The following is a 24,416-nucleotide window of genomic DNA, read 5'->3' on the forward strand; positions in this document are numbered from 1 at the left end:
CACACCTGATGAGTCGGCTACACGGGAGGTCGTGTCCATGGAACGAAGGAAGAGGCGGAGGTTCAACGCGGAGTGCCGCCTCCCTTGGTGGGCAGTGGTAGATTCCCGCGCGAAATGACGGAACAGGTACTCGCGGGCGGGAATCCGTTTGGCCGCTATCGGCTCTTGAAGCTGCTCGGGCAAGGAGGGATGGGCGAGGTCCACCTGGCGCTCGGCCCGGGAGTCGAGGGAGTGGAGAAGCGGCTCGCCATCAAGCGGCTTCTTCCCGCGGTGGCCGAGGACGGGGGCCTGGTCGAGCGTTTCCTCGACGAGGCCCGCATCGCGGTCACCCTGTCCCATGGAAACATCGTGCCTGTCTTCGAGGTCGGCCGCGTGGGCCGTGAGTACTTCCTCGTGATGGAGTGCATCGACGGCACGGACCTGCGCCGGTTGCTCCAGCACCTGGATGCCGGAGGGCGGCGGCTCCCCGTTCCCCTGGCGCTCTACATCGCGCTGTGTGTCTGCCAGGCGCTGGACTATGTCCACCGGAAGGTGGGTCCGGAGGGCCGTCCCCTGGGCCTCGTCCATCGAGATGTGTCGCCGCAGAACATCCTGGTGGGCTTCGACGGTGAGGTGAAGCTGACGGACTTTGGCATTGCCCGTGTCGCTGGCAGGCGTCAGCACACCGCCACCGGCAACCTGGTGGGCAAGTTCGCCTATATGTCTCCCGAGCAGGCCTCTGGGTTGCCGCTGGATGGGCGCACCGACCAGTTCGCGCTGGGCATCGTGCTCCACGAGATGCTCACGGGCCGGCGGCTCTTCGATGGTGAGTCGGACCTGGCGCTGCTCCGTCAGGTGCAGCAGGCCACGATTGCCGTGCCCTCCAGCCTCTGCCCGGAAGTGCCCCCGGAGCTGGACACCCTGGTGATGCGGATGTTGGCGCGTGACCCTGGCGCTCGCTACCCCACGATGACCGAGGTCACCAAGGTGTTGGGCCGCCTGCTCTTCCTGGATGGTGCTGCCTGTGCCGCCGACCTCTCGGCCTACCTTCTGGCGCTCTTTCCCCGTGGCCGCGAACACCCTGGCTCACTGGAGGCGTTGCTGATGCAGGGCGCGGAGGCCCTACCTCCTCCTGCCCGAGCGACGGCTTCTCTTCCCGGTCGTGGGCTGTCGCGCGGATCAACTCCCCGCATGTGGATTCTGGGCGGCCTCCTCGGCGTCTCCGCGGCCGGGTTTCTGGCCGTAGCTCTCCCGTGGACACCGCGCCAGGACGAGCCACCGCCTCCGTCCTCCATGTCCGCATCCAGGGTTCAGCCCTCCCCGAAGGAGGGGGAGGACGCCTCGGTGAGGGCGCAGCAGCTCCTCTCGCCGGATGGAGGCTCGGCCCCCCTACCGGCTGCGTCCCAGGAGCCTCCCCGGGAGCAGCTCCCCGTCCTTGCCGCCTCGACTCCGCCCCGCGTCCCCAAAAGGGTGGCGGCTTCGCGCCCCCGAGCGCCTTCCTCGACCGTGGCGAGCACGGCCGCCCCGGACGAGTCTCACGAGCGGGGCCAGGGTTCGCTCAGCCTGCGTGTGGTGCCCTGGGGCGAAATCCACATCGATGGGGTGAAGGTGGCCGAGACCTCGGCGCTCGTGAGGCATTCCCTGACTGCGGGTCTCCACCGCATCGTGGTGCGCAATGTCCCGCTGGGACGTGAGGAGCACCTCGAACTGAACGTCACGGCGGGCGAGAGCGTGGTGCGGGAAATCAACCTGTCCGCCGACCCGGGGCACTAGAGCGCGTATGCCACACAGACCTGGAACGAGACAGGGAGGTTTCCGAGCTGTCGTGGGGTGTAGATGATCGCTCCAATCGCAAGGCGTGATTCCAGCAACCAACGGTTGCTCAGCTGATAGCTGACGCCCGCCACGCCTTGGAGTCCGGCGGTGAGGTATGTCTTTGTGATGTCAACGGCTTGAGGGTCGCCAACGGGAGGAGGAGTACTGAGTCTGCGGGTCATGCCGAAGAGACCCAGCTCCCCGAACAGTCCGAGCCGGTCTCGGTAGAGGGTCCTGCGGATCACCGCGGTCAGCCGCCCGAAGGGGGACCCTCCTATCAAGAATCGCCCCCCCAGCTCGAAGCGGCCCACCGGGATGCGTGCCCCTATCTCCATGGACAAGAAGAAGGGCTCATTGTCTTCGATGTAGAGAAGTTGGGGCCCGAGGCCCAGACCCAGATCGAAGATCATGTCCGGCGCATCGTTCCTGTCCTGGCCGGGCAGCACGGGAGCCTCGTTTGCTCTGGAGACCAGGGCTTCCCAGGCGCGTGTCATCTCGCGCGACTGCACGGCCCTGTCCTCGCTCCAGTCGAAGGTGACCACCCGCTCGGGTTGGAGGTGCCCATTCAGATAGCGCGCCAGCACCACCAGTCTGGTGCCAGGAAGGTGGAGCGATTCGAGCAACAGGAGCTCGTCCACCTGCTGGGTTTCCCACAGTGCCGCCAGCGGCGGTTCCACCGGCGTTTCGGCGGCGGCCTGCCCAGCCTTGGCCGCCAGCGCGACGAAGCGTGGCGGGTAGGTGCGTTCGTCGAACGCGTCCCTCGCGTGGCTCGCGCGCCGCGTCAGCACCTCCTGGGCCGCGGCTTCGTCACCGTGTTCGTAGAGGGCGGAGGCCTGCAACAGCAGCAGGTGCGCGTACAACCCGGGTGCTGCCCACTCGACGTGTTGGGCCTCCAACACCTGGCGCGCGGAGGCGTAGCGAGCCATGGCGTCCTCCAGCCGCAGTTCCCGTTGGGCGGCCTGTCCGGCGTCGATGTCCTGTAGCGCGCGCTGCCACGCCTCGTCTGTCTCCGCCCGCTGCCTCACGGCCTGGCGCAACGTGTCCTCCGACACCACCCTGGCCCCCTGTCGGAGAAGGGGGGCCTGCGCTGGGGACACCAGCGACCGCAGCGACGGCTCCTGGCTGAGCACCGCTACCCGCCGACGCGCGTCCACTGCCGCCTGTGCTCGCATGGGCATGACGAAGGCGAGGGTCGCGCACAACCACAGCAGGCCGTGAACGAAGTGAGGAAGGCGCACGCTCGAAGGTGGAGGACTCAGCATCTCGATGATGTCTGGGGAGAGGTGTCGCGTCATATCCCGAGTTCGAGCCCGATGGACAACCGGTATTGTGGATACACGAAGGGTGTTCCCTGGAGCTGCGGTGCGGCCAGCGTCAGCTCGGCGGGGGTGATGTCCATGCGGATGTTGGGCCCCAGCGGGAAGCTCACGCCGAGCGCGCCGAGGCCCAGATACGGGCCGACGGAGCCCGCGCGAGCGCCCTCGGCTTCGAACAGCAGCATGCAGGCGCCGAGATGCGCGGAGGTTCGGAGCTCCACCTGGCCCAGCCGCACCCATCTCCACACCGCGGTGGCATACGCGCTGGCCACGCCAGGGGCACTGCGCCACGCGACGAAATCCACCCAGGGGTTGAGCTCCAGGGAGAGTCCGAGTTGCAGACGTGGGGACACATCGTGGCGGAAGCCGAGCGTGAGGTTCACCGCCCCGCGATCCACGGAGCCCCCCACGGCGGCGCGGAGAGATGAACCCGAGGGCGCCGCGAGGGCCACGGGCGCGCCGAGCAACACCGTGGCGAGGCAGAGCACGCGCACGGCGGCACGGAGCGGGAGGCGGGTGCTCCGGCGGCGCGACAAGAAGAGTCCCACTCCCAGCAGCAGCAGGCCGGATGCGCTCGAGCTCCCGGGGGCGGATGCGCAGCCCCGCATGTACTTCTCCGCATCCGGGCCCAGGCCACACCACGCATTCGCCTGCGTGCAGCCCGCGGTGTACGCCAGGGTATCGTCGAGCACGGCCCGCGCCCGGGCCAGCCGCCCGGACCTTCCATCACGTGGATCGTTCAGGGCCGCCAGCAGCCTGGCGGACGCCTCGATGGCGCCCTGTGCGCGCCGGTAGCTGTCCTCGTCGGCTGCATCACAGCCGTCGAAGCCACCCACGTGGGGGTGCCCATCCCGCTCCTCGTCGTAGCGCGGACTCAGCGCCGACTCCACGTAGTTGAAGACGTGGCGGACGCCCAGGTCCTCCCTGTCGCGCAGGCTGTGTGAGTAGCTGTCCTGCAGGGCATGGAGCGCACGTCCCAGGTGGTAGGCATAGCGTGGCAACTTCAGCCGTTTCACCTGGTAGGCCAGGCTCACCCGCACCTCCTCCTGGGCGCTCACCTCGAGGTGCTCTCCCTCTCCCAGTGCCGCCTCGAGCTCGCGCAGGATGTAGTCCTTGCAGTCGGCGAGTGCTTGCTCATCTCCTGGCCCATGGTCATGGCCGGGCGCGCGCAAGCAGTGCTCGTGCTGCGACTCCTTGCTGTTGTGGACGGCCGCGAGCTCCGGCAGCTGGAGAAGGGAGGCTCCGTGCAGGTCATTGTCCCGCACTCCCACCAACAACCCCACCGTCCAGCCATCCGCGCCCGGCGGCAAGTGGAAGGGCAGGGTTTGCACGAGGGGTTGGCTCGGCGCCTTCGCCGCCTGGGACCGGGCTTCCAACGGCCAGCCCACCTGGGCCAGCGCCGCCGTGGTGATGCGCTCGTGGCACCCCGGCATCACGGAAGACTCGATGGTGAAGGCCTGGGCGCCCAGCAGGGGGAGCAGGCACAGGGTGACGCCGAGTGCTGAGAAGCGGGAGCGGGGGACTACCAAGGGTCTTGTCCTCGAGCAGGGCGGCGGTGCCGCGCGGTGTGTCTCGCGGGAGCGCGAAAGCAGGACGCGTGCCGACTCTCAAGGCTTCGGAATGATTGGGGAAGGCAATGGCAGTGGGGAAGAGGTGGAGGAAGCGTCCGCCAGCGGGTGGAGTAGCGTTACTCCAGGATCGGGTATAAGGCGCCCATGGCTCGAGGCGCGCACGTCGAGACGACCCTGGCACAGGGTGAGCCGGTGGCCTTCCGGTTCCGGACCTACCGGCTGAAGGTGTTGGAGGGGGCGGAGAAGGGCACCGTGGTGCAGGTGACGCAGCGGGTGGCGCGGCTCGGGTCGGACCCGGATGGGACCCTCGCGCTGTCAGATCCCACGGTGTCGATGGCGCACGCCATCATCGAAGTGGACGTGCACGGCTACCGGGTGGACGACGTGGGCTCCAAGAACGGAACGGTGCTGGAGGGCCGTCGCATCGTCTCGGCCTACCTGTCCCCGGGGGATGTGCTGACGCTGGGACAGGTCCGGGTGCGCTTCGAGTTGTCGCGCGACGAGGCGGAAGTGGAGTTGAGCACGGCCTGGCGTTGTGGGGGCATGGTGGGGCGCAGCCGTGGCATGCGCGAGATCTTCTCCCTGCTGGAGAAGGTGGCGCCGTCGGAGGCCACGGTGTTGGTGGAGGGCGAGACCGGGACAGGCAAGGAATTGGTGGCCGAGGCGCTGCACCGACTCTCCGGGCGGGAGGGGCCGCTGGTGGTGCTGGACTGCTCGGCGGTGGCGAGGGAGTTGGTGGAGAGCGAGTTGTTCGGGCACGTGAAGGGGGCCTATACCGGGGCGGAGCGCGAGCGGTTGGGGGCGTTTCGAGCGGCTGATGGGGGCACTCTCTTTCTGGATGAGATGGGCGAGTTGCCGGAGTCCCTCCAGCCCAAGCTGCTCCGCGCCCTGGAGAAGCAGGAGGTGCGGCCAGTGGGCAGTGACCGGCCGGTGCCGGTGAAGGTGCGGGTGATCGCGGCCACCAACCGCTCACTGGCTCGCGAGGTGGCGGAGGGGCGCTTTCGCGCGGACCTCTACTACCGGTTGGCGGTGGTGCGGGTGCGGCTACCTCCGCTGCGCGAGCGGATGGAGGACCTGCCGCTGCTGGTGGAGGCCATCCTGGGCCCGGACGCCGCCAGGGTGTCCTATTCCGCCATGGAGCGGCTGCGCAAACACCACTGGCCGGGCAACGTGCGCGAGCTGAAGAACTTCCTGCAACGGGCACAAGCCGTGGCGGGAGGAGATCTGGAGCGCGCCGGCCCCATCGAGCCGATGAGCGGCCAGGAGTCGCGGGTCACCTCGGCCGGGGTGGACGTGATGCAGCCCTTCAAGGAGGCGAAGCAGGCCCTGGTGGATGACTTCGAGCGGCGCTATTGGGCGCAGCTGCTCGAGCGGTGCCAGCACAACCTTTCCGAGGCGGCGCGCATCGCCGGGGTGCACCGCAAGAGTGCCGAGTACATCGTGCAGAAGCTGGGCCTGCGCGGGCGCGAGATGTGAGCCCACTGTAGAGCGTCGCTGACGGCTGGCCCCCTCGTCCACGGCTGCCCGGCGCGGTAGCGAGCAGCCGCCCTGCATGCACCACACGGGGTCTTGCCCTGATGCCGGGCGATATGTACGTTCGTACACATGATATGTACGTTCGTACGCATCGAAGCCTGCTTCACGGGCGCGCCCCGCTCATGCCCGAGAACCAGGAGAGGTGAGTGGTGACCCGCCGGCACGACCCCGAGCGCCGCGCTCGCATCATCGACGCGGCACTTGCCGTCATCGCCGAGGGCGGCGTCGCTGGCACCTCGCACCGCCGCGTCGCCGACCGCGCCGGGGTTCCGCTTGGCTCGATGACCTACCACTTCACGAGCATGGACGAGTTGCTGCGCGAGGCGTTCACCCGCTTCGCCACACGCCTCAGCGAGCGTTTCGCCGCGCGCATCGAGGCGGCGGCCGACCTCGACGCGCTGGCCGAGACGGTCGTCCACCTCGTGCACGATGACCTCACGGCTGGCCAGGACGACCTCGTGCTCTCCCTCGAGCTCTACACGCTCGCCGCACGCCAGCCCGCCTTCCGGCAGATCACCCATGACTGGATGCGCCGGAGCCGCCAGGCGCTCGAGCGACTCGTCGACGCCAGGACGGCGCACGAGCTCGACGCCCTGATCGAGGGGCTCTTCATCCACATCAGCCTCGACCCGACCCCCCGCGGCCGCGACGTCACGCGTGACGCCGTGCGCCGCATCCTCTCGCTCTGAACCTGGACCCTCATGACCACCCCCCATCCTCCCCAAGAGCCCCGCCAGTACCGGGCGGCCCGCGTCGCCGTCGCGGCGCTGTTCTTCACGAACGGTGCGATCTTCGCCAACCTGTTGCCGCGCTACCCGCAGATCAAGGCCGACCTCGGGCTCAGCAATGCCGAGTACGGACTCGCCATCGCGGCGTTCCCCTGCGGGGCCCTGATGGCCGGGCTCGCCGCCGGAGCCCTCATCCGCCGCTTCCGCTCGTCGCGGGTCGCCGTGGCTGGCACGCTGCTCACCAGCGTGGGCGTGCTGCTCGCGGGGCTCGCCCCCTCCTGGGGTGTGCTCGCCGGGGCGCTCTTCTTCGCTGGCTGCATGGACGCCATCACCGACGTGGCGCAGAACTCGCACGGCCTGCGCGTGCAGCGGCTCTACGGCCGGTCCATCCTCAACTCGTTCCACGCCATTTGGAGTGTCGGCGCGGTGAGCGGCGGCCTCATGGGCGGTCTCGCCGCGGGCCTCGACGTGCCACGTGGCGTGCATCTGAGCTTGTCGGCCCTGCTCTTCGCCGTCGTCGCGCAGACGGCGCTGCGCTACACGCTCCCCGGCCCAGAGCCCATCGAGCCCGGCGAGCGCTCTGAAGCAGACGCACAGGTGGACGGCGTCCCCGCGCGGTCGACGGGCCGCGGTCGCATCTGGCTCATGATCGCGGCGCTCGTCCTGATTGCCGTCAGCGGCGCGCTCGTCGAAGACGCCGGCAGTACCTGGGCGGCCGTCTACCTTTCCGGCACGCTCGGCGCCGACGTCGCCATCGCCTCGTTCGGCTACATCGCGCTGGTGGGCTCGCAGTTCATCGGGCGGCTGCTCGGCGATGGCCTCGTCGACAGGTTCGGCCAGCGCGCGGTCGCCCGGACAGGAGGCGCGATCACGGCGGTGGGGATGGGCTCGGCCCTGCTGTTCCCCTCGGTGCCGGGCACCATCGCGGGCTTCGCACTCGCCGGCTTCGGCGTCGCGACGCTGGTGCCCGCCGCGATGCACGGCGCCGACGAGCTGCCCGGCCTGAGAGCCGGTACCGGCCTCACCCTCGTCAGCTGGCTGATGCGCCTCGGCTTCCTCGCGTCGCCCCCGGTCGTCGGGCTCGTCGCCGACGCCGTGGGTCTGCGCGTGGGACTGCTCGTGGTGCCGCTCGCGGGCTCGCTCGTGCTGGTGCTGGCGGGTGTGTTGTCAGCCGCCCGCGTCACGCAAAGGGCACATGGGAAGCCCATGGAGGGTGAGGGCTGGTGCGCGGAGGCCGAGGAGGGCCGTTGACGGGATTGTAACGGAGCGTTGGTGGGAAAACCGTGCGCCAGCTCGCGATGGCCCGTGTCAGTGTTTTGAGCAGGCCACCACGACCCACACCTGGGAGGAGCACCGTGTCATCACGCTCGGACCTCGAAGTCTCGTCGCCACATCGCTACCGCCGCCTCATCGGAGCCGTGGGGCTCCTCCTGCTGAGCGCCTGCGGTGGCTCCGATGCCAACCCACGGGCGTCCGGCCCCGAGGCTCCCGGAGTCTCCCGTGCGGCGCTGGCCACGGCCATCACGGTCGATACCGCGTCGAACGCGGGCGCCGTCAACCCGTTCTCCTGGGCCGTTGGCGCCCCGGACAAGTACGTGGGGCACTGGCCCGGAAACGCGGTCCTCGAGCAGCGAATCAGGGACGCGAAGGTGAAGCTCGTCCGCGTGGGCGTCACGCAGTGGGGCCTGTACAACGGGCAGGACGTCTACCCGGCCCATAACACGTGGAACTGGGCGACCATCGACGCGCTGCTGAACACCATCTGGGACGCCGGGGCCGAGCCGCTCATCGTCGTGTGCGGCTTTCCCGGAGGCGTCAACAAGACGCTCGACGCGGACAAGGTCATCCTCTCCGCCGACTGGGCCGAGTACGGCACCTTCATGGCGGGCCTCGTGCAGCGCTACAACGTCGACCAGGCGCTGGGGGCCTCGAAGCGCGTCCGGTACTTCGAGATGTGGAACGAGGCCACCAACGAGTGGGACGGGAAGTTCGCGTCGAAGGCGGACTACAACACCTTCTTCACCACCGTCGCCTCGGCCATGCGCGCCAGGGATGCGACGCTCAAGCTCATCGGTCCGGCGGACTCGCACTCGGGAGATCTGGACAAGGGGCCCGCCGATAGCTGGCTGTCCAACGCGGCGAAGAACCTGGAAGCGGACCTGGACATCCTGAGCTGGCACAACTACGGCCCCCATGCCAGCGACACGGCGACGGATGCCCAGCGCATGGCCTGGACGCCGCCGAACTACCGGGACGACGTCATCAAGGTGAAGAACGGCGGCCTCGACGGCGTCCTCACCGGCCCCTCGGGCAAGAAGTTCGGCGCCGCCATCACCGAGTACAACATCGCCCAGGGGGACTTCGCCGCCTTCAACGCGAAGTACCACAGCGAGGTCAACGCGACGTGGACGGCCAGCGCCATCATCAACGCGATGAAGGCGGACATCGACATCTTCAGCTTCTACAACCTCGCCGAGGCCGGACAGAACCACCTGGGCCTGCTGAACACCACGGACTTCGCGCCGCACAAGCCGTACTTCACGCTGTTCCTCTTCGGCAACTACACGGGCGACCAGAAGCTGACCACCACGGGCGGAACGGCGAACCTCGAGGCCTTCGCCAGCCGGGCCACGGCGACGGGAAGGACGTTCGTCACCGTGGTGAACAAGGACACGGCGGGGAATGCGTATGACGTCACCGTCTCGCTCGCCGGAATCTCCAGCGCCACGGGCACCGTGAACGTGCGCACGGTCAACGCGGCGACGACGGCGAACCCCACGGCGTACACGACGGTTCCGTACGCGGGCTCCGCCTTCACCTACACCGTGCCGCCGTACCACGTCGTGTCGTTCGAGGTCATCCCCGCCACGGGAGGGGGCGTGCTGTTCCAGTCCGGCTTCGAGAGCACCGATACCCAGCCGACGTGGTTGGACACGATCGAGGCCAGCCAGAACGTCACCGCCAATACGTGGGCGACGCAGGTGGAGTGCTCGCCCCGCCAGGAGTCGCCGCACACGGGCCTTGCCGCGCTCATGTACTCGGGCAAGGACACCAGCGCGACGGTGTCCTACGCCAATGCCCGCGTCTTCGACGTGAACATCCCCATCACCGCCGCCACGAAGCTGAGCTACTGGATTCACCCCCAGCACGACAACGCCCGGTATGTCGCGGTGGACTTCGTCTGTACCGACGGCTCGACGCTCCGGGACAGCGGCGCCACGGACCTCGATGGCTTCAGCATGCACGCCCAGGCGGGCCACGGAGGGGCGATTCCGCTGAACACCTGGACGCAGATTCGCAGCAACGTGGGCCAGTGGCTGAGCGGGAAGACCCTCGACCGCATCCTCGTGAGCTACGACCGGCCCGCCAGCACGGGGGACTACCGGGGGTACATCGACGACATCGTCATCACCAACGGCGCCCTGCCATAGGCGCTGCCGTGATGGAGAGCCGTACGTCCTGGGGGCGTGCGCCACCCGGGCGTCGAGCGTGTCCATTCTCGTGCACGTCGATGTGAGAAGAGCATGTGGCTCCTCTCGGACGCGCATATCCGGAGACACCATGCACACATCCTCCCTGTCCACACACCTGGCCCGTGGTTCCCTTCGTTCGCGGCTGTCGAGGCTCGTCCCATCGCTCGCGGCGGTCCTGCTCCTCCCGCTTCCCGGCCTCGCGGCGCAGGTGCCGGTGAGCTGCAATAACACCGTCAGCGACGACGAGACGCTGAATGCCGCCGTCGCGGCCAGTTCCGTCGGCGATGAGCTCGTCATCTCCGGGCCGTGCCTCATCAACTCGACCATTCGCCTTCGCGGGCAGCGGGCGTACCGGGGGGGAGAGCCCTCGGGCACGGTCATCCGCCAGGCGAATGGCGCCAACCTCGCGGCGCTGATGGCGAATGATACGTGGTTGGATGCGCAGACCTACACGGGCAACCCGGTCAGCGTCCGGAACCTCACGCTGGACGGCAATGCGTCCAACAACACCGGCCGGGCCACGGATGGTATCGTGCTGATGTCGTGGAACTCGACGGTGGAGAACACCCGCATCAACTTCATGCGCGGCTCGGGCATCCGTCTCACCAACACCAACAGCGCGGGGACGGCCATCGTCAACACGCAGGTGAACGGGCGCATCGTTCACAACTTCATCAGCGATTCGGGTCTCCATGGGGTGTACGTCCAGGACTCGGGCAACTCCGTCACGGACTGGGACCTCATCGACAACTGGATTGCCGACTCCGGCGCGAGCGCCATCCGCATGGAGAACTCCGCGGGCTGGAAGGTGCGTGGCAATCACCTCTACGGCGTGGGGCAGACGGCCATCGTCGCGCAGCGCCTGTTCGGGACCACCATCTCCGACAACTACATCGAGGGCTTCGGCGAGGGCGCCACCGCCGGCACGTGGGCGGGCATCGGCGCCACCGTCCAAGGGGATGCGGCGTCGGTCATCTCCGACAACAAGATCTTCAACTTCGGGGACGAGCCGAACACCGCCTCGCGCTACCACTACCTGTCCATCAGCCAGGTCAACTACGGAGCGGGCTTCGTCTCGGTGACGGGCAACGCCATCCGAGGTATCGGCTCCACGCGCAGCACCGGCCTCAACTACGAGAAGGGCAGCGGCACCTCGCTCACCGTCGTGTCCACGGGCAACCTGGTGACGGGTGTGGCCACCTCGCGGAACGTGGGCACGGGCGTCACCGTCACCGCGGGGCAGTGATGCCCGCGCGGCCCGCCTCGCGCTCCACGTAAAGGATGCCCATGACTGAAGCAGCCCTCTCCTCTGCCCTCCAACTTGTCAGCCTGTGGATCCATCCCATCAAATCCTGTGCGGGGATTCAGGTCTCGTCTGCTCAGGTCACCCCTCGGTCCGGTCTGGCTGGAGACCGGGAGTGGGTCATCATCAACCGTGAAGACCAGCAGGTCTGGATGGGTGAAATTCACCGGATGGCACTGGTTCAACCCGGGTTCGAAGGTGAAAACCTGGTGCTTCAGTCCCCGGGGTTCGGAGTCCTGAAGGTCCCTCGTCATCTGCTAGAGAGTCCTTGTCAGGTGAAGATCTGGAATGATGACGACAAGGTCAATGAAACATTCTCCGGTCAGGATGCTGGAGATGAAGCCAGCGAATGGCTGACAGCCGTGCTGGGTCAGCCCCTGCGTCTGGTTCGCCTCGGACAGAATGGCCTGACCCGCAAAGCCCTGATGCCCCTGCATGTCCTTTCCCTGGCTTCACTCAGGCAACTCAACCAGCGGCTCGCGGATCGGGGGCATGCTCCGGTGGAATATGAGCGTTTCCGTCCCAATCTGGTGGTGGATCACGCGGATCTTGCACCATTCGCTGAAGAGGGCTTTTCCAGCTTGCGGTGGAGTGAGGGGGCTCCAGAGATCCAGTTCTCAGGTCACTGCATTCGCTGCATCATGCCCAATGTCAGTCCGAAAGATGCCACGGCAGGCCATGAACCGCTGGCCACGGTGGCTGCTCTCAGCAGGGAGAGACAACAAAAAAACCCCATCTTTGGGGTTTATGGTCGAGCTCTGTCCGAAGGAGTACTGACCGTGGGTTTGCGCGGTAGGGCGCGGTAAGGGCCTGCTCGCAGTTTACGTGGCCATGGGAGGGGTTCTGTCCCTCGGGAAATCTGTGCTTGCCCCGGTTACGTGGACAGTAGGGTTATGCTGCCAACTTTTGCGGTAAGGCCGCAAGCTCAAAATCCACCGGGCTGACATAGCCCAGCGACGAGTGCCGCCTCTGGCGGTTGTAGAAGACCTCGATGTACTCGAAGAGTGCCGTACGAGCCTGCTCGTGCGTGGCGAAGAGGGAAGGGCAGGGGACGCGCGCGAGCATCATCGGTTGACGGGATTGTAACGAAGCGTTGGGGGAAAACCGTGCGCCAGCTCGCGATGGCCCGTGTCAGTGGCTTGAAGCGGACCTCAGCCTGTCACTCCAAACGCCAGCGAGGAGACGCTGGCGAACAGGGGGGTCAGCACGGAGAGTCCTTGCTGGAGCTCCTGGAGCGCGGAGCCTTGCAGGCCGAGCCAGGTCCGGATGGCCTGGCGCTCCTCGAACCACTGCTTCCAGGTGACGTGGGGCCCGAGGGACCGCTGGAGGATGCTCTCCCCGAGCGCATTGCCCACGTCGCCCAGCGTCTTGCGGATGGGCAGGTAGATCATGGCGAGCATCCACGTGTAGATGACGCCGAAGGCCACGACACTTTCCGCGGGCATGAGCTCCTGGGGGCTGGCGAGCTCGTTGAGCACGCTGCGGAGGGCCCCTGAGATGAGGATGGCGATGCCGATAGCGGCCGCGCAGAAGCCCAGCAGGCGCTCCAACCCGGACCGGAGCTCTTGATACCGCCGGATGGCTTCCGCGAGCGTCTCCGCCTCGGGTGGCTCCCGTGGAGACTGGAGCTGCTCGAGCTCGCGGAGGAGCTGGCGGTGCACGCCAAACATGCCCGAGATGTGCAGCATCAAGACCGTGCCCGCGAGCACGCTCCGGATGAGGAACCGGGTGCGGAAGTCTTGCAGGGCGAACACGGTCTCCATCCGCTCGAGCATGGCCGGGGTCATCGGCCGCTGGCTGAGCACACCGAGGGTCGCCGGTACCAGGAACAGGAGCGCGGCGAGGAGGAGCGCGAGTCCGGCCGCCAGCCGCTGTCTCCACGGGCCCGACCAGAGCGTGAGGCCATGCCGCCAGTCCTTGGACACGACGAGGACAGAGGCCACCCAGAGCGTGGGCGACATCGCGAAGAGCACATGAAGGAGCCGCAACCTGCCTGCCTCCATGGGGATGGACTGTAGGCCTGTCACGGAGAGGGCCGAGCCCATGAAGGTCAGCGCGCAGAGCGAGAACACGGCCACGGGCGAGCGGAAGAAACGCCCTGGCTCGTGAGCAGACGTGTCCCTCGGCTCCGGCATGGCTCCCCCAGTTCAGGACAGAGCAGGAGGATGCCTCAGGCGCGGGCGCGGGACCCACGCGCGGCTCCTGGCGCTGTTGGAGAGCGTGCATTGACAACGGGTGATGGCGACTTTAGACAGCGCCCATGAGACTGCTGTCCTGGTGGTTCCGCATTCCGTTCTGGCAGCGCGTGTTGGGCGGTTTCGTGCTCGGCGCGCTGGCCGGCTGGGGAATGGGCGAAGCGGCGGGGCCCTGGTTGCAGCCGCTGGGCACGCTGTACGTCAACCTCATCCGGATGATCGCCACGCCGCTGGTGTTCTTCGCGGTCATCCATGCGGTGTCGGCGCTGCACGGGCAGAAGAGCGTGGCGGCGCTGGGCGGCAAGACGTTCCTGTGGTTCGCCGTGACCGCGGCCCTGGCGGTGGGCGTGGGTCTGGGCACCGCCGCCTTGCTTCGCCCGGGGCTCGGCGTGGGCACGCTGATGATGGCCGAGGGCTACAAGCCGCGCGAGGTACCGGGGGCGATACAGGTGCTGCTGGGCGTGGTACCGACCAATCCCTTCGCCGCCCTGGCGGAAGGGAAGATCCTCCAGGTCATTTTCTTCGCCGGCCTGCTGGGCTTCGCGCTGGTCAAGCTGGGCGAGAAGACGGCGAGGCTGCGCTCGCTGGTGGGCGAGGCCAGCGAGGCGATGATCCAGGTCACCCGCTTCGTGCTGGAGCTGACCCCGCTCGGGACCTTCGGGCTCATCGCCGCCCTGGTGGGCACCTATGGCTTCGAGCGCCTGCTGCCGCTGGGCCGGTTCGTGCTCGCGTTGTACGTGGCCTGCGCGCTGCACATCGTGTTCGTCTATGGAGGCCTGCTGCTGGCGCACGGGCTCAATCCGCTGCGCTTCTTCCGGGGCGCGGCGCCCGGGATGCAGGTGGCCTTCGTCAGCTCGTCCAGCTTCGCGTCCATGCCCGTGGCCCTGCGCAGCGTCACGCACAACCTCGGGGTGAACCGCGACTACGCGGCCTTCGCGGTGCCGCTGGGCGCCAGCATCAAGATGGACGGCTGCGGCGCCATCTACCCGGCCCTCGCCTCCCTCTTCGTCGCGCAGTACTTCGGCCTGGAGTTGTCGGCGTCGCAGTACTTCATCATCCTGCTGGCCTCGGTGCTCGGCAGCTTCGGCACCGCGGGCGTGCCGGGGACGGCGGTGGTGATGGCCACGGTGGTGCTCAGCTCCGCCGGGCTGCCCCTGGAGGGGCTGGGCTACCTGCTCGCCATCGATCGCATCCTGGACATGATGCGCACTCTGACCAACGTCACCGGCCAGATGCTGGTGCCGGTCCTGGTGGCCAGGGAGGAAGGATTGCTCGACGTGGCCGTGTACGACCGGGCCTCCAGCAACGTCGGGGTGGAGGAGCCGTCCTAGCTCCGACGGTATGGCGACTCCTGTCCACGAACACGACTTCTTCTTTTCCGGAGAAGGCGTCCGGCTCGCTGGCACCTTGTCTCGCACACCCGGGACACGGCCATTACCCGCGCTGATCCTGATCTCGGGCTCGGGCGCGCACGATCGGGACGAGACTGTCTGCGGACACAAGCCGTTCAAGATCATTGCCGATTTCTTCTCCCGGCGGGGGTACGCGGTGCTGCGCTACGACGACCGGGGTGTAGGCGGCTCCTCGGGAGAGTCGGAGCGGACGGAGTTCTCCGACAGCGTGGCGGATGCGAAGGCGGCGTTCCGTTCGCTTGCATCCACAGCCGGCATCGATGGCAGCCGGATCTCCTTTTGCGGACACAGCGAGGGCGGTCTCGTCGCGGCCTCGGCTGCTGACGGGCTGCGGATACAGTCCGTGGTCATGCTGGCCAGTCCGGCCGTGCCGATCGAACCCTTGCTGCATGCCCAGGCGCGTGCGCTTTCGCTCGAAGCAGGAGCGACGGAGCGCCAGCTCACCCACGAGAGACGGATGAACGAAGCCGTCTTCGAGATGGCTCGTGGCCCGGCGCAAGAGCATGTCGCCCTGCGGGAGATCACCCGGATCATCGGCGAGTTCCTGCGGACCTGGCCCGACCTGCCGCCGGCGGAGCCAGACACGGTTGCTCTCAACGCACGGGAAATGGCGAGGATCGTCTGTGCGCCTGCGTACCGGTCACTGCTTCGTCAGAGTCCCCGAGACATCCTGGGTTCGGTTCGGAAGCCCATGCTGGCGGTCTTTGGCGGGAGGGACTGCCAGGTACCGGGTCCGGAGAACCTCGCCGCCTTTCAACAGGCGGCGGCGGACAACCCATGGGCTGAAACGCTCCTGTTCGAGGACATGAACCATCTGTTTCAAGCGACGCGGACGGGCTCCATGGCGGAGTATGAAGCCCTGCCGCCGGGCCCGGCGGAGGAGGTGCTACGGGCGATCGAAGATTGGCTGGGCCGGCGGCATGGGAGGCTGGCCGAAGAGGGGGCTCCCCCTTCTGGGTGATGACGGAGGCGACGGGGCTGCGTAGACGAGAGCACCCAAGGAGCCTCTTCATGTCGAGAGCAGTCGTGATTGGCGGTGGGATCGCCGGGTTGTCGGCGGCGAACGTGTTGTCCCAGCACTTCGAGCGCGTCCTGCTCGTGGATAGGGATGGCCAGGACGTGGCGCACGAGCGCCAGGGCGTGCCGCAGGTGGATCACCTCCACGTGTTGATGCGGCGCGGTTGGTTGGCGCTCGGGGAGCTCTTCCCGGGCATCGACGAGGACCTCACCCGGGCCGGGGCAGTGGAGATCGACTGGGGCACGAACAGCTATTGGGTGGGCCGCTTCGGAGCCTTCCCGCGTCCGCCCTCGGACATCACCTCGCGCCTGTGCAGCCGCAGGCTCCTGGAGAAGACGGTCCGCGCGCGGCTGGTGAGCAACCCGGGAATCGAGCTCGTCGAGCGCTTCGAGGCCGAGACGTTCCGGTGGGATTCCTCGCGACGCCGCATCCTGGCGGTGAAGGCGCGGGATGGACGGGAGGTGGAGGCCTCGCTCTTCGTGGATGCCTCGGGGCGCAACGGTCCCTTCCGCTCGCGGGCGGTGCTCGAGAAGGTGGATGCTCGGGCGAGCTACTCCACGTGTGTGGTGCGCCTCCCCCACGCGGAGCGTCTGCCATTCCGGCAGGCCTACGTGCAGGTGTGCGCGCCCCATTTCCTGCGCGGAGGTGGCATCAACCCCATCGAGGACGGACTCCACCTGGCGATGCTGATCGGCGCCGGTCGCGAATTGCCTCCGGGAGACCGGGAGGGCTTCCTGGAGTATGCGCGCTCCCTGCGCGACCCCTGTGTGGCCCAGGTGCTGTCCGACGCCGAGTTCGTGGGGCCCATCCGCTCCTTTCGGAGGATGGCGGGCACACGCGTGCTGCGGCCCGCGTTCCAGGCCGACAACTTCGTGATGATGGGTGATGCGCTGTGCTCCTTCAATCCCATCTATGGGCAGGGAATGACGGTGAGCCTGCTGTCGGCGCTCGAGCTCGGGAGGCAACTGGCCCGGGAGGGGAGGACCTCGCAGAAGCGGTTCAACGAGCTCGTCATGGGCCCCTGGCTCACGGCGGCCGGCGAGGATCTCCGCGTGCCCGGATGCACCCTGGAGAACGTGAGCGCGACCCGGCGCCTGGCCATGATGCTCAACACCGCCCTGGGGGATCGGGTGATGCTCCGGGCCACCTTCGATCCGGACGCGCACCAGCGCGCCATGCGCGTGCTCCACATGGTGGACCCGCCCTCTGAGCTCTTGCCGCTCGCACTGCCTCGAGTGGGGTAGCCGGCGCATTCTCGCCCGGTACTGCATCAACCGAGCAGGCTCCCACGTCTCGAGATGCGAGCGTCACAACAGCCCCAGCGTACATCTAGCTGGGAATCATGATTCTGCTCGAAAAATACCATCGTGCATGCTCGCCCAGCAGCCTCCAGGGTCCACCCGTTTCGCGCTACCGCCTTTCCGAGGCGGAGCTCGAAGCTGTCGAGTGGCTGATCGACGAGGTCGCTCGCACCGCACGGGATGGCGAGCGAGCCTGGCTCGATGCCTGCCGAGAGCTCCACCACCTGCTCCCCCTGCCGCTGCTCCAGTCCTTGAGCCGTTATCGACGCGGCGAGGCGGAGCCCGTGTGGGTGGTGTCTGGTTTGCCCATCGACCAGGAGGGGATTGGCCCGACCCCGGAGCAGTACCCCTCCGTGCTCGCTTCCCCCACGCTCCGGGAGACGACGTGGCTTGCCCTGATCGCCTCCGCCATCGGGGAGCCGTTCACCTTTCGCAAGCACATCCAGGGCGCGCGAATGGTGCACGACATCATGCCGCTCCAGGGGAGCGAGACTCAGCAACTGGCGTCCAGCAGCCGCGGCGAGTTGTTCTGGCATACCGAAGACGCCTTTCATGCGTTCTGCTGTGACTTCCTCGGGCTGCTCTGCCTGCGCAATCCGACATCGACGCCTACGACGCTCGCGGTTCCCGCGTTCGAGGAGCTGACCGAAGCCCAGCGCGGAGTCCTCTTCGAGAAGCGGTTCTACATTCTTCCCGACGAAACCGTGGAAGGGGAGGAGGTCGACTTCCCACGCGAGCTCGTCTCGGTTCTCTTCGGGAATCGCAAGCACCCCTTCCTGAGAGCGGACCCCCTCTACACCCAGCCCCGCGAGGGGGATGTCGAGGCGTGGGAGGCGCTGAATGCATTCTTCCAGGTGATCGAGCGCTCGCAGTTCCAATGGGTCCTGATGCCCGGCGATCTCTGCCTCATCGACAACTACCGCGCGGTCCATGGCCGCAAACCATTCCGCGCGCGGTTCGACGGCAATGACCGTTGGCTGAAGCGGATCTTCGTCACGGCGGACCTGCGGAAGTCATCCTCCCTCCGCAAGTCGCTCAGCTCTCCGTGGATCGAAGGCGGAGGCCCACTTGAAAGCTGAACGAATCTGGGTGGCACTCCTGCTCGGGGTGGCGTGCATCTGGGGCGCTACCTTTCCCATCATCAAGGGCGCCACGGCGGACATCCCGCCCCTGCAATTCGTCGCGCTCCGCTACGGCCTGGCCTCGCTCCTGCTCATCGCGGTCGCCGCGGTCTGGAGGCGGAAGGTCTCGGGGACCACCCTCGGGTCCGGTGCCATCCTTGGCACCCTGCTCTTCGGGGGCTATGTCCTGCAGACCCTCGGTCTCGTGCACACCAGCTCGACGAACGCGGCGTTCCTGACCGGGCTCTCGGTCATTTTCGTGCCGGTATTCGGAAGGCTCTTCTTCCGGGTGAAACTCACGCGCAAGATCGTGGCCGCCACGGGACTGGCCACCGCAGGGCTCTGGTGCCTCAGTGGAGCGGGGACGATCGGGTTGAATCTCGGCGACTTGATGGAGATCGGCTGCGCGGTCTTCTTCGGGCTCCACATCCTGTTCGTTCCCAGGGTGGGGAGCCGGCAGGATCCCCTGGTCCTCACCGCCGTGCAGATGGCGACGGTGGCGGTGCTCGCTGCCATCGCGAGCGGCTTCGCGGAGCCTCGGTCGACGCTCCCTCGGGGGCTGGATTCATGGTGGGCCCTGTTGTTCACCGGCGTGTTGGGCAGTGCGCTCGCCTACCTGGTGCAGATGAAGGCGCAACAGAAGATCTCCCCCATCAAGACGGCGCTGATCTTCTCGACCGAGCCGCTTTGGGGCGCGGTGTTCGCCTATCTGCTCGCGGCTGAGCGGATCTCGCCGATGGGCTACCTGGGAGGCGTGCTGTTGGTGATTGCGATGATCCTCATGGAGCTCCCGAAGAGGTTTCCTTTCCGGACCACCACCCGCCGAGCCTCCGACCGGCTCCGCCAGGAAGAGCTCCACCCGGGCGCTCCTGCCCACCTGGACGCGTGAGCCTGCCCCGAGCAGCTCATCGAGCAGCACGCAGCCCGGAGCCGCGTCCATCACCGTCTTCGCACTGGCGCCTTCTCCGTCACGTGAACAGCTTGAGCAACGCGGGCACGGTGAGCACCGCGGTGTAGTAACCCATGAACTGCACGCCCGTGTTGAATCCGAGGGTGCGCGACAACAGCCCACCGAGCAGTCCCATCGTCAGGATCACCAGCAGCCCCAGGACCTGGCCTTCCCAGACGCTGATGACGATGATCAGTCCGATGAAGGTGGCGATGATGGCCTCGTGGCTCACCTTGCGCGAGACGAACAGCGCCGCCCGCCGCGCATGGTTCATGGCGAACGGGTAGGACACCAGCGACGCCAGCACCACGGACAACATGCCGTAGCCAAGAAACTCCCAGTGACTGAGCAGATCGTGCAGGTTGTGCGTCTGCCCGGTGGCGGTATCCACCGTGAACCGTGGAGGCGCGTTGAACAGCGGCGCGGCCGGACCGGCCGCCACCGGACTCAAGGGCAGACCGAAAGCGATCAGCGGAATCAGCACTTCAGCGATGTAGGTGGACTCGGTCACCCCGTTGCGCGCGGCCAGCACGGTGGTCAGCCGGTGATACGCATGCTTGATGCGCGAGCCCACGGCCTCGCCCATCACCACCGTCATCGCCACCGGGCTGAAGACGAACGTGGCGCTCGACACCGCCGCGGCGGCGAGCGTCCAGCGGGTCTGGGTGGCGTCGAGCACCTTGAACGGGTTGGGGAAATAACCCGACCAGCCCTTCACATCCGGAGCCAGCGAGAACGTCCGGACGCGGTCGCGTCGCATGCGCGGCCCCTCGAGCGGAGAGAGCACCGAGAACAGGTCGGCCACCAGCGGGCCGATGGCGATTCCGAGGAAGTAGCTCACACTGAGCTTGACGCCACGGCTGGCCGTGAACGCCTGCAGCGCCACGATGACGAGGACGAAGGGCACCAGCGTGGCCACGGACGCCCAACGGCCGCCAGACAGGTAGGCGATCAGCACCGCGGCCGTCACGAAGAGCCACGGCGCCGACTTCGAGATGATGTCGCTGAAGGGCGCGAGCAGGACGGCGAACAACACCGCCAGCGGCACCGCCAGGAAGGCGGCGACGATTCCTCCGGACACCATCTTGCGCAGCGCGATGTGCGGTACGCCGAGGTTGCGCAGGGTGTTGGCGTCCTGCAGCAGTGGAATGGCGGTGGTGTCGCCGGGGATGCCGAGCAGTGCGGTGGGGACCGCATGCGTCATGTGCTTGGCGACGGCCCCGGCGAGAAAGAAGGTGAAGACGCCCGCCGGCGGCACGCCCAGCAGTGCGACCAGCAGGGTAGGCGGTGCGAGCGTCGTCGTCTCGTCAGTCCCGGAGATCAATCCGATGGCGGCGAACACCACCGCTCCGAGCAGCCCCATGCCCGCGGCGACCAGGATCTCATTCAAGAGGTCCGCTTGCACTATCACTCCTTCGTCGCCGGAAGTGCCGCCTGGGGTATCGGCACCTCGGCGCGTGCCGATGGGGTGGTTCCGGAAGAGGCCGAGGCCGTGTCGGACACGACCGGCTGGGCGTTCGCGAACAGCTCGTAGATGTTCAGCGCCTTCATCTCATCCACCACCGAAGGCGGAAGCTCGGCGACCGATCCGAGTTCGCCGGACTGCGCGGCGAGCTCGTTCAGCACCTGCTGGCGCCACGACGGATCGGCCGCCCCGTCCTCCACCACCTCACGCTTGGGAGGAAACAGTGCCCCGCAGATGACGCCGGACAGAACGCAGCCGACCAGACCCGCCAGCATCGCGTAGGCACGTGCGAGCGTGACACTACCGACCCGGGCCGCCAGGAGATGGCTGGCCAGAAGGAAGCAGGCCAGGCTGACGACGAGTCCGATCCCCATGGACCACGCCAGATGCCGCAGATCGACCGTATCGCCCCAGACCTCGGCCAGGTGCCCTTGTCGCGGGTCGTGTTTTTTCATCTGTCTGTCTCCGATCGTTGCCGCCGGGCCCAGGGCGCGCGAGGGTAAGCCTAAGCCTACTTGCCCACAACGGAGGTGGTCATGCGTTTCATCATGTTGGTCTGTCCTCGAAGCGGCTTCACTCCCGGCGAGAACCGGACGGCGGACGGCAGGAGCCGTCCGCCGAGGGGGCTCTCTTCAGGAGCAGGTGCCGCAGTCCGCCGCGCAGCTGTCAGGCGTCGTCCCACTGCCGCACTGCTCGGTCCACTGGCACACCCCGTCCCCGCACTGGTACACCTCCTCGGGCCGCAGCCTCGTGGTGATGGGCAGGTACTGGCGTCCGTTCAGCGTGCAGCTCGTGTAGTACGGCTGGGTGCCGTCTCGCGTGCACAGGCTCTCGCACGTTCCGACGTACGCCAGCGGCGCGCACGCGGATCCGGTGGTGCTGGACATCAGGGCGCAGGCGCGCGGCGAGCTCTCCGTGTCATCCAGGCCGCTTCCGTCCGACCCCACGAAGAGGCCCTCGCCCGTGAAGAGATTGCCGAAGAAGCACCCCTCGGTCCGTGAGTACGTCCCCAGCTCCTCCTGGCTGTAGTCGAGCTCCGCCCCCTCCGTGTTCCGTCCCAGCACGGACAGCGGAATGTTCATCCCGTAGTTGTTCACGTGCGCCAGCAGGCACGCCGTCATCAACTGCTGCTCCGCCTCCGTCACCGCCGCGCCCCCCGCCCACCCCGGCGTGAGGCCCAGCAGCCCCTCCCAGGTGTAGACGCGCGCCGTGGTCGGGTCCGTGTAGGAGATGCTCTGGCCCTTCCGCACGCCGCAGCGCACCACGTACTGCATCAGCGTGTCGTTCCGCTCCGGGCCGCTCTGGAACCACGTCGCGAAATCGGCCGTGTTCACCCCGTTGGTGGAGAGTCCGTTGGTGGAAAGCCCGTTGGTGGAGAGTCCGTTGGTGGAAAGCCCGTTGGTGGAGAGCCCGTTGGCAATCCGGATCTCCCGGGTCAGGCTGGCGAGGGCCGGCGGCTCGTGGAGCGCCTGCGCGGGTCCGCAGCCCACCGCCAGCACCTGCGCCGCCAGCAGCAACTCCAGGCTTCCCCTCCATTGAATCTTCTTCATGATGTTGTACGCCCCTGTCATCGCGAATACGCGTGTCGTTGCTCCACCGGCCTGGGCGCACGCGTTCTCTCACAAGGGGTGTGACGGGGCCGTGACCGGCTCCGTTGCTGCCGCGAGTGGTCAGTCAGACCAGCCGAAGTCCGGCAGGGACAAGCGCTTCGGTGGGCCGCCCGAGAGGAGGGAGAGCGTCAGGACCATGCGTGGCCCATCCTCCCCGGTTCCCAGGGTGAGAAGCCCCGCCTGCTCCAACTGTCGCAGTTCCGCCGCGGACTCCAGGCCGGGTGGAAGCATGAGGTGCAAGGCGGCAATCTCAGACAATCCGGCACCGCGCTGCCGCTCGCCAGCCCGGCCATCCGTCCACTGATCGGGCCGGACACTGCCGGGGGAGCGGAACAGGAAGGGCTGGCGTGGCTCCCTGCTCGAATGAGCGACGGGAATCGTCCGTCCCGAGGGGAGAAAGGGGGCCTGGTAGTCCCAGGTGCCGAAGGGCAATGGAGCTTCGGGCGGCTCGGTACGCAAGGCGATGCCGAAGGGAGAGGCGCCGGTACTTCGCCAGGCAGCACGCTCGGCCAGCCGGGTCGGGGTGACGGCGGGACTCGCCAGCTCCGTCCAGTCTACAGCCCACATCAGCTCCAGGTACGCGTTGTCGAAGCAATAGCAGACATTGGTGGTGCCCTGGCCTGGATGGACGCGCCGGAAGCTCTCTCGTAGACCCGCTCGTTCCAGCCAGGCGGCCTCCGGAGCGCCGGGCTCGACGAATACAAAGACGTGGCAGATGCTGACACGCGCGTGGCTCATGGCCGCCAGTCTAGCCCGGAACATTCACCGTTTCAGGCGCCAGCTCACTTCGCCGCTTTCGAGGGCGGGCCGACGCTGGCGCGCGCCGTGTCACACTCCTCGCAGTGCGCCTCCGGCGCACACAGGAACACGAGAGGATCCGACGCGAGCAGCCCGACCGCCGTGGCGACGATATCCCGTGAGTCGCACAGCCGTGCCCGGGCGTGGCCCACGAGGCCCTCGTGCTGCAACGCGCGTGCGCGCAGCGGCTCGTCGAGCAGGTTGAAGCCCCGGCAGCAATGGTCGGTCTCGGGGATCATCACGGTTCGTACGGCTCCGTCCACCTCGACGATGCAGGGATGCTCGACGGAGTAGGGGACACCCGCGATGGCCTCCGCCAGGTGCAACGTCGTGTTCTCGCTGTGACCCACGCCGAGGAGCAACACCTGTCCGGCGAGGTCGTGCACGCGGCCCACCGGACTGTCCGGGCCATGCGGGGGCGACAGGGGCTGGGGTGCGCAGATGCGCTCGGCCATGGGACCCACGGCCGCGAACGAGCCACCCGGATGCGTGCTGCGCCGTACACCCGGCTGTCTCCAGAACAGCTCGGCGGTGATGCCCATGTCGCACGTCGGCGTCGACGCGGGATCGAAGACCGTCTCTCCGTCGGTCATCGTCGGCATGACCAGCGTGCCAGCCTCCCCGAGCGCGGACCTCAATGCGTCAATCAGCCCCAGCGGGCCGCCTTCGATGGGCCTCACCGCCCTGAACGACGTGTGGACGAGCAGCACACCGCCGGGGCGTACGCCCAGTGCTCGAAGCTGGGCGACCACCTGAGCGACTCTCATTTCCGTCATCGCGTTGCTCCATCCGCCGGTTTCGGGGCCAGTGCGTTGGAACTCTACGA

Annotated in this window: 20 protein-coding genes and 1 pseudogene; 12 read left to right on the forward strand and 9 right to left on the reverse strand. The window is 67.5% G+C overall.

Going from position 1 to position 24,416, the window contains the following annotated elements; translation table 11 throughout:
- Positions 1–114 precede the first annotated feature (114 nt).
- Positions 115–1,752, forward strand: coding sequence for a serine/threonine protein kinase (locus NR810_RS07930; RefSeq protein WP_257449704.1), 1,638 nt, complete (start codon positions 115–117; stop codon positions 1,750–1,752).
- Here NR810_RS07930 and NR810_RS07935 read toward each other — a convergent pair.
- Complete coding sequence (locus NR810_RS07935; RefSeq protein ID WP_257449706.1) at positions 1,749–3,089, reverse strand: hypothetical protein; 1,341 nt, start codon at positions 3,087–3,089, stop codon at positions 1,749–1,751. The genes NR810_RS07930 and NR810_RS07935 overlap by 4 nt on opposite strands.
- Positions 3,086–4,639, reverse strand: a complete 1,554-nt coding sequence (locus NR810_RS07940; RefSeq protein WP_257449708.1) for a hypothetical protein — start codon at positions 4,637–4,639, stop codon at positions 3,086–3,088. The genes NR810_RS07935 and NR810_RS07940 overlap by 4 nt, the downstream gene beginning before the upstream one ends.
- 186 nt (positions 4,640–4,825) lie before the next feature.
- Between NR810_RS07940 and NR810_RS07945 the strand changes: the two genes are divergently transcribed.
- The 6 genes from NR810_RS07945 (at position 4,826) to NR810_RS07970 (ending at position 12,527) form a co-directional block, all read left to right on the forward strand.
- The gene (locus NR810_RS07945) at positions 4,826–6,157 is read left to right on the forward strand and encodes a sigma 54-interacting transcriptional regulator (RefSeq protein WP_257449710.1); all 1,332 of its coding nucleotides are present in this window, start codon (positions 4,826–4,828) and stop codon (positions 6,155–6,157) included.
- A gap of 209 nt (positions 6,158–6,366) precedes the next feature.
- Positions 6,367–6,906, forward strand: a complete 540-nt coding sequence (locus tag NR810_RS07950; RefSeq protein ID WP_257449712.1) for a TetR/AcrR family transcriptional regulator — start codon at positions 6,367–6,369, stop codon at positions 6,904–6,906.
- A gap of 12 nt (positions 6,907–6,918) precedes the next feature.
- The gene (locus NR810_RS07955) at positions 6,919–8,196 is read left to right on the forward strand and encodes an MFS transporter (protein WP_257449714.1); all 1,278 of its coding nucleotides are present in this window, start codon (positions 6,919–6,921) and stop codon (positions 8,194–8,196) included.
- A gap of 104 nt (positions 8,197–8,300) precedes the next feature.
- Positions 8,301–10,376, forward strand: a complete 2,076-nt coding sequence (locus NR810_RS07960; RefSeq protein WP_257449716.1) for a GH39 family glycosyl hydrolase — start codon at positions 8,301–8,303, stop codon at positions 10,374–10,376.
- 130 nt (positions 10,377–10,506) lie between these two features.
- Positions 10,507–11,664: a right-handed parallel beta-helix repeat-containing protein gene (locus NR810_RS07965; protein WP_257449718.1), complete on the forward strand. Its 1,158-nt coding sequence runs from the start codon at positions 10,507–10,509 to the stop codon at positions 11,662–11,664.
- Positions 11,665–11,705: 41 nt separating this feature from the next.
- Entirely contained in the window at positions 11,706–12,527 is an 822-nt protein-coding gene (locus NR810_RS07970; RefSeq protein ID WP_257449721.1) for an MOSC domain-containing protein, read from the forward strand.
- Between the two features lie 85 nt (positions 12,528–12,612).
- Here the strand turns inward: NR810_RS07970 and NR810_RS07975 are convergent.
- Together NR810_RS07975 and NR810_RS07980 are read right to left on the reverse strand one after the other, a co-directional pair.
- Positions 12,613–12,756: pseudogene (locus NR810_RS07975) on the reverse strand (IS3 family transposase); the annotation flags it as partial.
- A gap of 116 nt (positions 12,757–12,872) precedes the next feature.
- Positions 12,873–13,856 (reverse strand): hypothetical protein, encoded by a 984-nt coding sequence (locus NR810_RS07980; protein WP_257449725.1) that lies wholly within the window; start codon positions 13,854–13,856, stop codon positions 12,873–12,875.
- Between the two features lie 125 nt (positions 13,857–13,981).
- On the opposite strand from NR810_RS07980, the gene NR810_RS07985 reads away from it, so the two are divergent.
- The 5 genes from NR810_RS07985 to NR810_RS08005 all read left to right on the forward strand — a co-directional run bounded on the left by NR810_RS07985 (position 13,982) and on the right by NR810_RS08005 (position 19,657).
- Positions 13,982–15,247, forward strand: a complete 1,266-nt coding sequence (locus NR810_RS07985) for a dicarboxylate/amino acid:cation symporter (protein WP_257449728.1) — start codon at positions 13,982–13,984, stop codon at positions 15,245–15,247.
- Positions 15,248–15,257: 10 nt separating this feature from the next.
- A complete protein-coding gene (locus NR810_RS07990) occupies positions 15,258–16,289 on the forward strand; it encodes an alpha/beta hydrolase family protein (protein ID WP_257449730.1) in 1,032 nt (343 codons plus the stop codon).
- A gap of 50 nt (positions 16,290–16,339) precedes the next feature.
- Positions 16,340–17,590: an NAD(P)/FAD-dependent oxidoreductase gene (locus NR810_RS07995; protein ID WP_257449733.1), complete on the forward strand. Its 1,251-nt coding sequence runs from the start codon at positions 16,340–16,342 to the stop codon at positions 17,588–17,590.
- A 98-nt stretch (positions 17,591–17,688) separates the two neighbouring features.
- The gene (locus NR810_RS08000) at positions 17,689–18,726 is read left to right on the forward strand and encodes a TauD/TfdA family dioxygenase (RefSeq protein WP_257449735.1); all 1,038 of its coding nucleotides are present in this window, start codon (positions 17,689–17,691) and stop codon (positions 18,724–18,726) included.
- A complete protein-coding gene (locus NR810_RS08005) occupies positions 18,716–19,657 on the forward strand; it encodes a DMT family transporter (protein ID WP_257449736.1) in 942 nt (313 codons plus the stop codon). The genes NR810_RS08000 and NR810_RS08005 overlap by 11 nt, the downstream gene beginning before the upstream one ends.
- A 79-nt stretch (positions 19,658–19,736) precedes the next feature.
- Here NR810_RS08005 and NR810_RS08010 read toward each other — a convergent pair whose 3' ends face one another.
- The 5 genes from NR810_RS08010 to NR810_RS08030 all read right to left on the reverse strand — a co-directional run bounded on the left by NR810_RS08010 (position 19,737) and on the right by NR810_RS08030 (position 24,366).
- On the reverse strand, positions 19,737–21,122 hold the full coding sequence (locus NR810_RS08010; RefSeq protein ID WP_257449738.1) for a tripartite tricarboxylate transporter permease: 1,386 nt from the start codon (positions 21,120–21,122) through the stop codon (positions 19,737–19,739).
- Positions 21,123–21,124: 2 nt separating this feature from the next.
- Positions 21,125–21,637 (reverse strand): hypothetical protein, encoded by a 513-nt coding sequence (locus NR810_RS08015; protein WP_257449740.1) that lies wholly within the window; start codon positions 21,635–21,637, stop codon positions 21,125–21,127.
- 177 nt (positions 21,638–21,814) lie between these two features.
- Complete coding sequence (locus NR810_RS08020; protein WP_257449741.1) at positions 21,815–22,732, reverse strand: hypothetical protein; 918 nt, start codon at positions 22,730–22,732, stop codon at positions 21,815–21,817.
- A gap of 120 nt (positions 22,733–22,852) precedes the next feature.
- Positions 22,853–23,530 carry a VOC family protein gene (locus NR810_RS08025; protein ID WP_257449744.1) on the reverse strand — a complete coding sequence of 226 codons (678 nt, stop codon included), beginning with the start codon at positions 23,528–23,530 and terminating at the stop codon, positions 22,853–22,855.
- 44 nt (positions 23,531–23,574) lie between these two features.
- On the reverse strand, positions 23,575–24,366 hold the full coding sequence (locus tag NR810_RS08030) for an AAC(3) family N-acetyltransferase (protein WP_257449746.1): 792 nt from the start codon (positions 24,364–24,366) through the stop codon (positions 23,575–23,577).
- Positions 24,367–24,416: the final 50 nt, after the last annotated feature.

The organism is Archangium lipolyticum (assembly GCF_024623785.1).
GTDB lineage: Bacteria > Myxococcota > Myxococcia > Myxococcales > Myxococcaceae > Archangium > Archangium lipolyticum.

What these genes read in the sequence shown, in the direction of transcription:
- NR810_RS07930 (WP_257449704.1), top strand. Translation starts at nt 115, where the DNA reads ATGACGGAACAGGTACTCGCGGGCGGGAATCCGTTTGGCCGCTATCGG.
- NR810_RS07935 (WP_257449706.1), bottom strand. Translation starts at nt 3,089, where the DNA reads ATGACGCGACACCTCTCCCCAGACATCATCGAGATGCTGAGTCCTCCA.
- NR810_RS07945 (WP_257449710.1), top strand. Translation starts at nt 4,826, where the DNA reads ATGGCTCGAGGCGCGCACGTCGAGACGACCCTGGCACAGGGTGAGCCG.
- NR810_RS07955 (WP_257449714.1), top strand. Translation starts at nt 6,919, where the DNA reads ATGACCACCCCCCATCCTCCCCAAGAGCCCCGCCAGTACCGGGCGGCC.
- NR810_RS07965 (WP_257449718.1), top strand. Translation starts at nt 10,507, where the DNA reads ATGCACACATCCTCCCTGTCCACACACCTGGCCCGTGGTTCCCTTCGT.
- NR810_RS07970 (WP_257449721.1), top strand. Translation starts at nt 11,706, where the DNA reads ATGACTGAAGCAGCCCTCTCCTCTGCCCTCCAACTTGTCAGCCTGTGG.
- NR810_RS07980 (WP_257449725.1), bottom strand. Translation starts at nt 13,856, where the DNA reads ATGCCGGAGCCGAGGGACACGTCTGCTCACGAGCCAGGGCGTTTCTTC.
- NR810_RS07985 (WP_257449728.1), top strand. Translation starts at nt 13,982, where the DNA reads ATGAGACTGCTGTCCTGGTGGTTCCGCATTCCGTTCTGGCAGCGCGTG.
- NR810_RS07990 (WP_257449730.1), top strand. Translation starts at nt 15,258, where the DNA reads ATGGCGACTCCTGTCCACGAACACGACTTCTTCTTTTCCGGAGAAGGC.
- NR810_RS07995 (WP_257449733.1), top strand. Translation starts at nt 16,340, where the DNA reads ATGTCGAGAGCAGTCGTGATTGGCGGTGGGATCGCCGGGTTGTCGGCG.
- NR810_RS08000 (WP_257449735.1), top strand. Translation starts at nt 17,689, where the DNA reads ATGATTCTGCTCGAAAAATACCATCGTGCATGCTCGCCCAGCAGCCTC.
- NR810_RS08015 (WP_257449740.1), bottom strand. Translation starts at nt 21,637, where the DNA reads ATGAAAAAACACGACCCGCGACAAGGGCACCTGGCCGAGGTCTGGGGC.
- NR810_RS08020 (WP_257449741.1), bottom strand. Translation starts at nt 22,732, where the DNA reads ATGAAGAAGATTCAATGGAGGGGAAGCCTGGAGTTGCTGCTGGCGGCG.
- NR810_RS08025 (WP_257449744.1), bottom strand. Translation starts at nt 23,530, where the DNA reads ATGAGCCACGCGCGTGTCAGCATCTGCCACGTCTTTGTATTCGTCGAG.
- NR810_RS08030 (WP_257449746.1), bottom strand. Translation starts at nt 24,366, where the DNA reads ATGACGGAAATGAGAGTCGCTCAGGTGGTCGCCCAGCTTCGAGCACTG.